General features: G+C 69.3%; 8 protein-coding genes. 3 read left to right on the forward strand and 5 right to left on the reverse strand.

From position 1 onward, the window contains the following. From VF697_RS28870 to VF697_RS28885, 4 genes are all read right to left on the reverse strand, one after another. Positions 1–559: ABC transporter substrate-binding protein (locus VF697_RS28870; protein ID WP_331099959.1), on the reverse strand; the 559-nt coding region annotated here is incomplete at its 3' end. Further along, the gene (locus tag VF697_RS28875) at positions 556–1,404 is read right to left on the reverse strand and encodes a glycoside hydrolase family 16 protein (RefSeq protein ID WP_331099960.1); all 849 of its coding nucleotides are present in this window, start codon (positions 1,402–1,404) and stop codon (positions 556–558) included. The genes VF697_RS28870 and VF697_RS28875, both read right to left, overlap by 4 nt. After that, the gene (locus VF697_RS28880) at positions 1,401–2,615 is read right to left on the reverse strand and encodes an ROK family transcriptional regulator (RefSeq protein ID WP_331099961.1); all 1,215 of its coding nucleotides are present in this window, start codon (positions 2,613–2,615) and stop codon (positions 1,401–1,403) included. The genes VF697_RS28875 and VF697_RS28880 overlap by 4 nt, the downstream gene beginning before the upstream one ends. Positions 2,616–2,672: 57 nt before the next feature. Continuing rightward, on the reverse strand, positions 2,673–3,344 hold the full coding sequence (locus VF697_RS28885; protein ID WP_331099962.1) for a hypothetical protein: 672 nt from the start codon (positions 3,342–3,344) through the stop codon (positions 2,673–2,675). A 466-nt stretch (positions 3,345–3,810) separates the two neighbouring features. Between VF697_RS28885 and VF697_RS28890 the strand changes: the two genes are divergently transcribed. The 3 genes from VF697_RS28890 to VF697_RS28900 all read left to right on the forward strand — a co-directional run bounded on the left by VF697_RS28890 (position 3,811) and on the right by VF697_RS28900 (position 10,356). Next, positions 3,811–6,075 carry a di-heme oxidoredictase family protein gene (locus VF697_RS28890; protein WP_331099963.1) on the forward strand — a complete coding sequence of 755 codons (2,265 nt, stop codon included), beginning with the start codon at positions 3,811–3,813 and terminating at the stop codon, positions 6,073–6,075. Between the two features lie 216 nt (positions 6,076–6,291). After that, a complete protein-coding gene (gene uvrA / locus VF697_RS28895) occupies positions 6,292–8,838 on the forward strand; it encodes an excinuclease ABC subunit UvrA (RefSeq protein ID WP_331099964.1) in 2,547 nt (848 codons plus the stop codon). Positions 8,839–9,015: 177 nt separating this feature from the next. Then, positions 9,016–10,356 carry a DUF418 domain-containing protein gene (locus VF697_RS28900; RefSeq protein WP_331099965.1) on the forward strand — a complete coding sequence of 447 codons (1,341 nt, stop codon included), beginning with the start codon at positions 9,016–9,018 and terminating at the stop codon, positions 10,354–10,356. A 21-nt stretch (positions 10,357–10,377) separates the two neighbouring features. On the opposite strand, the gene VF697_RS28905 is transcribed toward VF697_RS28900, so the two are convergent. Then, the coding region (locus VF697_RS28905; protein ID WP_331099966.1) for a YndJ family transporter at positions 10,378–12,212 on the reverse strand (1,835 nt) is incomplete at its 5' end.

A 12,212-nucleotide genomic window follows, 5' to 3' on the forward strand; every position in this document is an offset into this window, starting at 1 on the left:
CGGTGCCCACCGGCTCCGGGTTGGTGAACGTCACCGGATCCGCCACGTGCTCCCAGACGTGGCGCGGGACGATGGGCTGGTGGGCCAGCTCCGAGAAGCCGGGGATGTAGATGCGCGAGAACTGGAACGCCACCGTGTGCGTCCCTTCGGCGCGCACGTCCTCCAGGAAGCGCCACGCGCCGCCCGCGTCCAGGGCGGGGTGCTTCTTGAGGAGCTGGAAGGTGAAGGCCACGTCCTCGGCCGTGAAGGGCCTTCCGTCGGACCAGCGCACACCCTCGCGCAGGGTGAAGCGCAGCGAGCGGCGGTCCTCGGACCAGGCGTGCGCCGTGGCCAGCCACGGCGTCCACTGGCCGGTGGACGGGATGAACAGCTCCATGCACTCGTAGACGCCGGCCCGGGTGGGCCAGCGCGCCCCCGCCCCGGTGAAGAGCGGGTTGAAGTTACGCACCCATGCGCTCTGCTGCTCCACGGAGACGAACAGCACGCCCGGAGTTCTGGGGCGGGGCTCCGAGGTGCAGGCCACCAGCAGGAGGGGCAGCAGCCAGAGCGCGGGCTTCATGGGGCCCTCGTGTAGACGCGGACGTAGTCCACCTTCATCTGCTGCGGGAACACGGTGGAGCTGTCCGGCGGCCCCACGAAGCCACCGCCCACCGCCACGTTGAGGATGATGAAGTGCGGATGGTCGTACACCCACCGAGTCCCGGCGGGCAGGCGCGAGGGCGTCGCCTCGAAGAAGGTGGTGCCGTCCAGCATCCAGCGGATGCGGTTGGGCTCCCACTCCACGGCGTAGACGTGGAAGTCCTCGTTGAGCTTCTTGCCGCTGACGGCGAACTCGGAGCCGATGTTGCGCCCGCCGGAGTAGCCCGGCCCGTGGAGCGAGCCGCGGGTGAGCGCCGGAAGCTGGCCCCGGTACTCCATGATGTCAATCTCCCCGCACTCCGGCCAGCCCACCTCGTTGATGTTCGCGCCCAGCAGCCAGAACGCCGGCCAGATGCCGCGCCCCACGGGAAGCTGGATGCGCGCCTCGAACCGGCCGTAGGCCTGCTCGAAGCGCCCGCTCGAGTTGATTCGCGCGGACGTGTAGCTCCGCCCGCCGTAGCTCTCCTTGCGCGCGGTGATGACCAGGTTGCCGGTGCCATCCAGCGAGGCGTTCTCCGGCCTCGCGGTGTCGAACTCCAGCTGCTCATTGCCCCAGCCGTGTCCTCCCACGTCGTGTACCCAGCGCTCGGCGGAGGGCGGGGTGCCCGCCGTGCCCTCGAACTCGTCCTGCCACACCAGCTTCCAGTCCTTGCCTGGCTGTGCGGTGGTAGGCAGCACGTCGGGCTTGGGGGTCACGTTGGCCGCCGGGTCACACGCGATCGTACCCAGGGCGGCGAGCCACGGGAGGAGACGGAGGTGGTTCATGCTGTCTTCCTGACGTGTTGAAGGGGAAAGAGGGAGCGGTCGCGCAGCGCCGCCTGGAGTACGAGGGTGGCCGCGCCGACCGCGATGGCCCGGTCTCCCAGCGCGGAGGTGACGATGCGCGTCTCCGCCATGGAGGTGGACAGCGCCCGCTTGCGCACCGAGGTGCGCAGCGGATCCAACAGCAGGTCTCCCACCGAGGAGATCTCCCCGCCGAGCACGACGATGGCCGGGTTGAGCAGGTTGAGCAGGCCCGCCACGGCGATGCCCAGGTAGTGCCCCAGGCTGTCGATGACCTGCCGTGCGGCCGGCTCGCCCGCGCGCGCGCCTTCCACCAGCTCGCGCACCGTGGGTGCACGGCGGCCCCGCGGGCCCATCAACTCCCGGGCGCGCTCCACCAGCGCCGCGGTGCCGATGAGGGTGACGAGGCACCCGCGCAGTCCGCACACGCACTGCTGGCCGGCCGGGTCCACGGCGATGTGGCTGATCTCACCGGCCGTGCCGCCCGAGCCACGGTAGACGTCCCCGTGGATGATGAAGCCGGAGCCGATGCCCGTGCCCAGCTTGATGTACGTCAGGTCCTCGCCCCCGACTCCCGCGCCCCAGTAGCGCTCCGACAGCGCTCCCAGGTTGGCGTCGTTGTCCACGAGCACCGGAATGCTGAAGGCGGACTTGAGCCACTCCTGCACGTCGTAGTCGCGCCACGCCGGCACGATGAGCGGGGACAGCTTGCCCGGGGCGGACGGGTGGACGGGGCTCGGGACGGCCACGCCCATGCCCAGCACCGAGCGGCGCGGCACGCGCTCCGCATCCAGGCACTCCTGCACCATCTCCCGCACCTTCTGGAGCGTGCCCTTCGGATCGTCGCGCACCGCCTGAGGGGAGTGCCGGTGGACGCGCACGCGACCGCGCAGGTCCGTGAGGACGGTCGTCACGTGCGTGGCGCCCATCTCCACGCCGATGATGCTGAAGGCGTCGTCACAGAAGCCGATGAGGGTGGGGCGGCGGCCGCCACGCGACACGCCGGTGCCGATGTTGCGCACCAGACCCGAGTGCTCCAGGTCCGCGACGATGGCGGACACGGTCGACGGGCTCAGCTCCGTGCGCCGGGCAATCTCCGCCCGGGAGAGCTGCTGCTCGCGCCAGATCATGTTCAGCAGCAGGCTGCTGTTGCGCTCGCGCATGCCCGCCGCGTCGACCGTCGTTTCCACCATTCCCGCTCTCATTGTGTGCTCACGCTCCGGTTGGCCGCGTGGAAGCTGTGGTGGGTGTCAGCGCCACTGGATGTCGTCGATGTTGAAGACGAGAGGAGTCTTCCTGTCACCGGCCACCCAGCCGAAGCCACCCACCACCTTCCCGTAGGCGATACTGCTGACGTCGATTGAGTACTGCTTCGGCTCCGTCGTGAGCGGGACCTCCGCCAACTTCAGCTCGAAGCCATCGACGGTCGGCCCCATGCCCACGAGGAAGGTGACCTTCTCGTCACCCGTGGTGCCCCAGGCATAGAAGGACACGGCTTTCGCACCCTTGGGGACCTCGAACCCGGCCACCTTGGGGTTGCTGTTGCCCCAGTTGCCTTCGGGGTACTGCCACCACACGCCGCCCCAACCCTGAGACCCGGGCGTCCAGGTGTAGCGGTGGCAGGTGCCCAGCTTGCTGCCGGGGCGCGGGTTGGCACACTCCTCCGCGTGCTGGATGCCCTGGGTGTCGCCCATGTAGCCGCTCGGGATCCACGTCCCATCCACCGCCAGCGGAAGCGCCGTCGTCGTCCCCGCGTCCGTCTGGGTGCCGGCGTCCGTCTGCGGGTTGGTGCCGGCGTCCGCCTGCGTCCCCGCGTCCGGCTTGGGATTCGTCTCCTCGGGATCACAGGCCCCAAGCAGGCCCGTCACCGCGAACAGTCCCGCTGCCGCCCACGTCCACGCGAAACGCTTGTGTCGCTGCATAGCTGGCTCCCCTCCGCTGCTGGATGGCTTGGTGCGTACGACGAAGAAGTAGGATGCCGTTGAGAACCGGGTCCGCGTCGTGCGCCGCGTCACCGTGGACGCCCCGCGTCATGGGAAACCTTCCCGACGCGCGCCCGGTGCGGCCGACCGCGCCTCCGGATTCTCCCACTCCATCCCCTCACGAACGCACCTGAGTTCGTTCGAGTGATGAACAAAGTACCAGCGACCTGCCGGCGATTGCAAGTTCTCTGGTGGTTGCAGGTAGGGGGCGCGCGCGTATTCGCGCCTGACGCGCCACGCCGTTCCCTCGGGAGGGCAGGAAGGCTACTGCCACAAATTCAACATTATTAGGTGGGTTTACCGAACTCTATAGGAATTCGGGCCTATAGGCTTAACATGGGGACTTCCTTCGGACGGTGGAGTTTCTCGGGGTTCCGTGCGGAGGACTCGACTGGAGAGAAACCACATGCGCAATAAAGCCGCAGCAACGGCAGTCGGATTACTGGTCGCAACGCTCCTGGCAACTACCGCCTGGGCCGCCGCCACGTTCGGGGTCCAACCCTCGGGCACCTCGGCGCTCTTCTTCATCAACACCACCTCGTGGGCGGACATCCACTACAAGGTCAACAACGGTGGCCAGCTCAACGTGCGGATGACGGTCGTCAATGGCCGCAACGAGTTCACGGTGACGAACCTGGCCGCGGGCCACTTCGTCGACTACTCCTTCACCTACTGGGACCTCGCCTGTAACTGCGCCCAGGACACCGCCTGGACCCGGTACACCCATGCGGGCACCGGCGGCGGCACGGACGCGGGCACCGGCGGTGGCACGGACGCGGGCACTGGCGGTGGCACGGACGCGGGCACTGGCGGCGGCGACACGGGCAGCATCGTGCCCCTGTTCAACAGCGGCACGGCGCTGGAGCCGGCCACGGTGCAGGACACGGCCACGGCGATCATCACCCGCGTCGGTGACCGCGTGCGCGACCGTCACGCGCGTGAGGACCAGTACCAGGCCTACGACCACTACCTGTCGCGCTACTTCGAGAAGCGCACGCACTACATCGAGATCGTGGACGAGGTGGCCAAGGGCGGCAGCCGGATCGTCGTCAACCTCCACACCACCTACCCGTATGACAGCCCGGACTTCCGCGCGTTCTTCCGCGGCCTCAACACCGAGGCCGAGTACTTCCACAACGCGGACTTCACCACGGTGAACGACTACCAGTACACCGCCAGCGTCAACTTCAACGCCAAGGAGGGCCGGGCCATCCGCGTGGGTGACCGGATGGAACTCGAGGTCGGTGTCTTCCTGCGGCAGCCGGTGGACGGCCGGTTCAACTACTACTCCACCATCATGCTGTACATGGTTGGCACCGGCGGCATCGTGCCGCTCGAGGTCTCCGGCACCAACCAGGACTCCTTCCCGATGCCGGCAATCGGCCAGAGCGGCGGCCGCACCACGGGCAACCAGCACCTGTCCAACGAGCCGAGGAACCATTTCCTGCAGATGGCGCTGAACATGGCGCCGGTGAACGCGCAGCCCTTCGTCGAGGGTCGGCGCATCCACCACACCGACTTCGGGGATGGCACCCACTCCGAGCCGAACAACCCCATCTTCACGACCCAGGTGAACAAGCTCGGGCCGAACTTCATCGCGCGCTCCTGCATTGCCTGCCACGTGCAGAACGGTCGCGGCCTGCCGCCCGCCGTCAACACCACGCTGAGCAACTACACGGTCAATGTGGGCCGGGTCAGCGGCACCACCGTCAGCGCGGATCCGTTCCTCGGCTACCGGCTGCAGCCGCGCAGCACCAGCGGCACGCCCGAGGCGGACGTGCGCATCTCGGGTTGGACGCTCTCCAACGGCACGTTCACCGACGGCACGGCCTACCAGCTGCGCAAGCCGACCTACAGCTTCCTGAACGTCACCCCCACGCACTACTCGGCGCGCATCACCCCGCAGCTGGTCGGTATGGGTCTGCTGGAGGCCGTGCCCGAGACGGCGGTCGCCGGCCTCGCCGATCCCACCGACAGCAATGGCGATGGCATCTCCGGGCGCATGCAGACCGTGACGGATCCGGAGACCGGCGCGACGCGCCTGGGTCGCTTCGGCTGGAAGGCCGGCTCGGCGCGGGTGCGTCACCAGGTCGCGGCGGCGCTCAGGAATGACATCGGCGTCACCAGCCCCGTCTTCACGACGCTGGACTGCGGCACGTCGCAGACCGGCTGCACGGGCACCAGCACCGAGCTGAACAGCACGGATCTCGACAAGCTCACCCGCTACATCGCCCTGCTCGGCGTCCCGGCGCGCCGTGACTACCGCGACACCCAGGCCCTCCAGGGTGAGACGCTGTTCCGGAACGCGGGCTGCGCGAAGTGCCACACGGAGACGCTGACCACGAGCGCGTACCACCCGAACGCGGAGCTGCGGAACCAGACCATCCACGCGTACACGGACCTGCTCCTGCACGACATGGGGACTGGCCTCGCGGACAACCTGCCGGAAGGCCAGGCCTCCGGGGCCGAGTGGCGGACGCCTCCGCTCTGGGGCATCGGCCTGACGGCGGGTGTCAGCGGCGGCGAGGCCTACCTGCACGACGGCCGCGCGCGCAACCTGACCGAGGCCATCCTCTGGCACGGCGGTGAGGCGCAGGCCGCGCAGCAGGCCTTCGTCCGGATGACCAGCGCGGAGCGCAGCGCGCTCCTCCGGTTCCTGCAGTCGCTGTAACGCAGCACGAGTAGGGTCGCTCGGGGGGACCGCCACCACTGGAGGGGCGGTCCCCCCTCGAAAAACCAGGGGTACGCCCTGGATGTGGCTGCTGATCCTGCTGTGGTGTTCACAAGGGTTCTTCCAGGTGGTTCACCGGCTCTGGCTGCTCATGTCCGCTTGAGAAGGCCCCTGGGTTCTGGGAATACGCCTCCACGACCTTCCTGCGTGGTGCACATGCCCAGACTCCGCGGTCATCACCCTCCAGCGACTTCAGGCGGCACGAGAACGGGTTTCATCCGGGTGCAGGGGGCCCGCCAGCACAACCTGAAGAACGTGGACGTGGAGATGCCGCGTGACGCGCTGGTCGTCTTCACGGGGGTCTCTGGCTCGGGCAAGTCCTCGCTGGCCTTCGGAACGCTCTATGCGGAGGCACAGCGGCGGTACTTCGAGTCCGTGGCCCCGTACGCGAGGCGGCTGATCGACCAGGCCGGCGTCCCCGAGGTCGACGCGATCGATGGTCTGCCCCCAGCGGTAGCCCTCCAGCAGCACCGCGGCGCACCCACGACCCGCTCGTCCGTGGGCAGCGTGACCACCGTCTCGAACTCCCTGCGCCTGCTGTACTCGCGCGCTGGGAACTACCCACCCCACCAGCCGCACCTCGACTCCGACGCGTTCTCGCCCAATACCCCGGCGGGAGCCTGCCCCGACTGCCATGGGCTGGGCCGGGTCTATGAGGTGACCGAGCGCTCGATGGTGCCGGATGACTCGCTGACCATCCGCGAGCGGGCGGTCGCCGCGTGGCCTCCCGCCTGGCACGGCCAGAACCTGCGCGACATCCTGGTGACGCTCGGGTACGACGTCGACCGCCCCTGGCGGGAGCTTCCGCAGAAGGATCGGGAGTGGATCCTCTTCACGGACGAGCAGCCGACCGTCCCGGTCTACGCGGGCTTCACTCCGGCGGAGACGCGTCGTGCCCTCAAGCGCAAGGAGCCTCCCAGCTACATGGGGACGTTCACGGGCGCCAGGCGCTACGTGCTGCAGACCTTCGCCACGACGCAGAGCGCGCTGATGAAGAAGCGGGTGTCGCAGTACATGGTGAGCGGGGCGTGCCGCCTCTGCCAGGGCAAGCGGCTGCGTCGCGAGTCCCTGTCCGTCACCTTCGCGGGCCTCGACATCGGCGAGCTCTCCCGGCTGCCGTTGAAGCGCGTCGCCGACATCTTGCGTCCCGCCACGGATGGCACGGCGCCCGGGGCGGCGAAGCTGGCGCGGGAGCACCCGGAGAAGGCGCTGGTCGCCGAGCGGATCGCCAAGGACCTGCTGGCGCGAATCCAGGTGCTGGTCGGGCTCGGGCTGGGCTACCTCTCGCTCGAGCGCAGCACGCCGACCCTCTCGCCCGGAGAGCTCCAGCGGCTGCGGCTCGCCACCCAGGTGCGCTCCAATCTGTTCGGCGTGGTGTACGTGCTCGACGAGCCCTCCGCGGGGCTCCATCCCGCGGACACCGAGGCGCTGCTGAAGGCGCTCGACCAGCTCAAGGGCTCGGGAAATTCGCTGTTCGTGGTGGAGCATGAGGTGGACGTCATCCAGCACGCCGACTGGGTGGTCGACGTCGGACCGGCGGCGGGAGAGAAGGGCGGGCGCATCCTCTACAGCGGTCCGCTCGAAGGGCTCGAAGCCGTGGAGGCGTCCCAGACGCGGCGCTACCTCTTCGGGGCCGAGGCTTCTCGGCGCCGCACCCCCCGCTCGCCCAAGGGGTGGCTTCGCCTCGAGGGCGTCACTCGCAACAACCTGCACGGCCTCGATGTGGGTTTCCCGCTGGGCGTCTTCACCACGGTGACGGGCATCTCGGGCTCGGGCAAGTCGAGCCTGGTGAGCCAGGTCCTGGTGGAGCTGGTCGCCGAGCAGCTCGGTCATGAGCTTCCCCCCGAGGAGGAGGGGGAGGAGCTGGAGCGCGCCGTCGTGCTCACCACGGGCGGGCGAATTGTCGAGGGGATGGAGGGCATCAAGCGGCTGGTGCGAGTCGATCAGAAGCCAATTGGCCGCACGCCGCGCTCCAACCTGGCGACGTATACGGGGCTCTTCGACAACGTTCGCAAGCTCTTCGCCGCGACCAAGGCGGCACGCGCCCGTCACTACGATGTCGGACGCTTCTCGTTCAACGTGGCCAAGGGACGCTGCGAGACCTGCGAAGGCGAGGGCTTCGTGAGCGTCGAGCTGCTCTTCCTCCCCAGTGTCTATGCGCCGTGCCCCACGTGTCACGGGGCCCGCTACAACGCGAAGACCCTGGAGATTCAGTACCGCGGAAAGAACATCGCCGAGGTGCTGGGGATGACCGTCGATGCGGCCCATGAGTTCTTCGCCGAGGAGCCGCAGGTGCTGCGCTCGCTCGGCGTCTTGCGAGAGGTGGGCCTGGGCTACCTGCGGCTGGGCCAGCCCGCGACCGAGCTCTCCGGCGGCGAGGCCCAGCGGATCAAGCTCGCGACCGAGCTGCAACGGGTGCAGCGCGGCAATACGCTCTACATCCTGGACGAGCCCACCACCGGACTGCATCCCGCCGACGTGGACAAGCTCATGGCGCAACTGGAGGGGCTGGTCGAGTTGGGCAACACCGTCATCCTCGTCGAGCACGACATGCGGGTGATCGCGGCGAGCGACTGGGTCATCGACATGGGCCCGGGCGCTGGTGAGGAGGGAGGCCGCGTGGTGGTGTCCGGAACGCCCACCGAGGTCGCCACCTCGGCAGCGAGTCGCACGGCGCCTTTCCTGGCGCGTGTCTTGGGTTGAGCGCCAGCCGTTCCCGAGAAGCCTCGTCCCAGAAGTGGCACGCCGCATCGCTCAAGCGCGGCCTTCACTTCGGGGTGGAGTGTCTTGCAAGCGCGGGGGTCCTCTCGCTTTCCGCCTGGCATGTGAGCCCGGGCACTGGTGCGAGGCTGGCCCAGGCTTTGCTATGCTTCCTCCGTCATGCCCTCCACGCCAGCCCCGAGCGCGTATGCCCGTCCCGTCGATGAGAGTGAGCGCCTCGTCCTCCTCGACACGCTGCGCGGCTTCGCGCTGTGCGGCGTCTTCATGGCCAACGTCTACCTGTGGTTCAGCGGGCGCATGTTCCTCTCGCGCGCCCAGTCCGAGGCGGCCCTCCAGGGTGCCTCCTGGCTGGACATCGCCATCAATCACGCCTTCAGCCCGCTGCTCTCCGGCCGATTCATCACCATCTTGTCGTTCCTGTTCGGCCTGGGATTCGCGGTGCAGCTCGGGCGCGCCGAGGGTCGCGGCACTTCCATCGTTCCGGTCTTCGTGCGGCGGCTGGTGGTGATGCTGGGCCTCGGCCTCGCGCACCTCTTCCTCCTCTTTCAGGGCGATATCGTCAGCACGTACGCCCTGATGGGCTTCACGCTGCTGCTGTTCTACAAGCGCGCGGATCGCACCGTCCTCCTCTGGGCCGCCGCGTTCATCTTCCTCGGGCCGCAGCTCTGGAACTTGGCGTTGCGGCTGCCGCAGTTACTCGGCTCGTCGGGTGCCGAGGAGGCCGCGAAGGCCGCCCAGGAGCACTCCATGGCTGTCAAGGCCCAGGTGCTGGAGGCGTTCTCGCAGGGCTCCTGGCTCGACACGGTGCGGTCGGGCGCGGCGTACTACTTCGGGGACCTGGGCAGGCACCTCAGCACCTTCCTGCCCGTCATCGTCGGCCGCTTCCTGCTGGGCCTGTGGGCGGGGCGCCGCCGCCTCTTCCACGATGCGCCCCAGCACCTGGGCTTCTTCCGCCGGCTGCTCGGGTGGGGCCTGGGGCTGGGGCTCCTCGCGAGCGGTGTGGGCGTGCTCGTCGGGCAGCTTTTCTCCCGCAAGATCCTCAACCCCGGGGAGCTCCCGTGGCTGCCGTATGCCATGAGCCCGATGCGCCATCTCGCGGAGCTGGGGATGGCGGCGGCCTACGTGTCGGGCATCACGCTGCTCTTCCAGCGCGACGCGTGGCGGCGGCTGCTGGTGGTGATCGCGCCCGTGGGTCACATGGCGCTGACGAACTACTTCCTGCAGTCGGTGATGGGCGTGCTCCTATTCTACGGGTACGGGTTGGGCCTCATGGGCAAGCTGGGGTCGGCGGCGCAGCTCGCGCTGGCCGTGGCGATCTTCGCCCTCCAATGCGTCTTCAGCCATCTGTGGCTGACGCGCTTCCGCTTCGGCCCCGTCGAGTGGGTGTCTCGCTCGCTGACGTACGGCAGGGCGCAGCCCATGCGCCGGGCCTCCGTGCCCGAGGACAAGGCGCTGGCGAACGCCTGCGCCGGAGCACCAGGGCTGGACGCGCCTCGGTGAGGCTTGGGAGGAAGCCGCCGGTCAGCGCGGTGTGTGGAGGGGGTGAGGGACGCGCTCGATGAAGTAGTGCAGCTCCAGGTACTTCCTTCCGAGGAACCACATCTCATGCCGGGCCCGCAGCACCACCGCCGGGTCGTCACAAGGCGGCTCCGTGCGCGGTGTGCCCTCGGCGCTCCAGACCCAGATGGTCTCGTTGAGGGGCAGCCGCAGCGGGAGCACCGGGTTGGCCAGGTACACACCCTGGTCCCCACCCGGCGCTTCCTCCTGCGCGCACGAGGTGAGTCGCAGCCCCGTGCCTCCCGGCGCGTCATGGTCCAGCCGCAGGATGCTGGTCATGTTGGAGAAGGGCAGGGGGAACGCGATGTTCATGTACCGCATCCCGCCGGCCACGTGGCTGGAGTAGGCGGCCACGTAGATGGGACTCCCATCGCTCGCGTAGGTGCGGATCCACCCGCGCACGCGCTCGCGACCGTCCGCCCCGTCATCCACGGCGACGATGGCGCCCTTCACCCCATGGCGCTGGAGGCGCGTGTCGCTCGGGAGCACGAGCTGCTGCACCCGCCGTGCGAACCACCCCCACAGCCGGCAGCCGAGCCGGAAGCCAGGCTTCCAGTCCGGGACAACCCACAACGTGTAGCCCGCGGTGTGCTCATAGAAGCGCCGGACCTCCGGGTCCACCTGGAGCGGGTCGAAGTCGGGACGTGCGTACTCGGAGAAGTCGTCCACGAGGCCCGTGGGTTGGCGTCCGTCCGGTGATGCGAGGCGCTCGAAGAAGCGCGGGCCCGTCCTCCCACGGGAGCTCAGCCGGCTGAACACCACGCCCGCCTCGTTGGCGCGCGAGACGGGGTGCAGAAGGCGCAGCCCGAGCAGCCCAAGTCCCACGAAGCCCACCGCGTTCAGCGTGCCGTGGAAGCGGAGCATGGTGGGCAGCGCCACGAGACTCGGGCGGAAGAGGCCCCAGAGGCCCGCGAGCGTGGTGGAGCCGAGCAGCGCCAGGCCCGCTCCCACCAGCAGCCAGCGGCCTACGCCCTCGGAGTCCACCCGTGCGGCCCCCACGAGCAGGAGCCCCGCCAGCACGGGCAGCAGGAGCACGTAGAGCGCCACGCCGAGCACCTCGAGGGCGCGGTGGCCGGCGATGCCCGCGGCGAGCAGGGGGAAGGCCCCCATCAGCCCCACGGCCACGGCTGGATGGAGACGCCAGGCGCGAGGGGCAGACGTCCGGTGTGACCCGAGGAGCCGGCCGAGCAGCCCGACGATGAGCAGACACCCGAAGCCGGCGAAGTGGAAGTGGATGGCGGTGAGCAGCACCCACAGTCCCTGGAAGCCCAGGAGCGGCAAATCCCCCAACCAGGTGAGCAGCCAGACCGAGCCCCCGGGGAGGCACAGCAGGGCCACGTCGAGGGCCAGCTCCTCCACCAGGAACGCGCTGCGTCCGGCCAGACGCACGAGCCCGTACAGCGCGGCGCAGGCCGTGAAGAGCAGGTAGGGCAGCCCCAGCGCGACCCGGGCCTGCCAGGGCAGCGCCAGGGCGAACGCCGGCACGAGCCCCAGGGCCCCGAGGGGGAGGAGGACAGCGAGCAGGGTGGAGAGCCGGGAGGTGCGTCCGGAGCGCACGGGGACGAAGGTGAGCGGGAGGCCCAGCGGGACGAGCACGAGGGGCGCCAGGAGGAAGAGCGTCTCGGCCAGGAGGAACTCGTGGAGCCCTCCCGTGGCCCACCGCCACGCCAGCAGGGTGACCCAGAGCCCGAGTCCGAGCACGGGCACCTTCGCGGTGAGCGGGTGGCGCCCGCTCCGCCCCTGTCCGGCTGCCGATACGCGCGTCATGGCCACACCATACCCGCACGCGCGCGGGGGCG

Origin of the sequence: Archangium sp., assembly GCF_036388035.1 — a bacterium.
GTDB lineage: Bacteria > Myxococcota > Myxococcia > Myxococcales > Myxococcaceae > Archangium.

What these genes read in the sequence shown, in the direction of transcription:
- VF697_RS28880 (WP_331099961.1), bottom strand. Translation starts at nt 2,615, where the DNA reads ATGGTGGAAACGACGGTCGACGCGGCGGGCATGCGCGAGCGCAACAGC.
- VF697_RS28885 (WP_331099962.1), bottom strand. Translation starts at nt 3,344, where the DNA reads ATGCAGCGACACAAGCGTTTCGCGTGGACGTGGGCGGCAGCGGGACTG.
- VF697_RS28900 (WP_331099965.1), top strand. Translation starts at nt 9,016, where the DNA reads ATGCCCTCCACGCCAGCCCCGAGCGCGTATGCCCGTCCCGTCGATGAG.
- VF697_RS28875 (WP_331099960.1), bottom strand. Translation starts at nt 1,404, where the DNA reads ATGAACCACCTCCGTCTCCTCCCGTGGCTCGCCGCCCTGGGTACGATC.
- VF697_RS28890 (WP_331099963.1), top strand. Translation starts at nt 3,811, where the DNA reads ATGCGCAATAAAGCCGCAGCAACGGCAGTCGGATTACTGGTCGCAACG.
- uvrA (WP_331099964.1), top strand. Translation starts at nt 6,292, where the DNA reads ATGCCCAGACTCCGCGGTCATCACCCTCCAGCGACTTCAGGCGGCACG.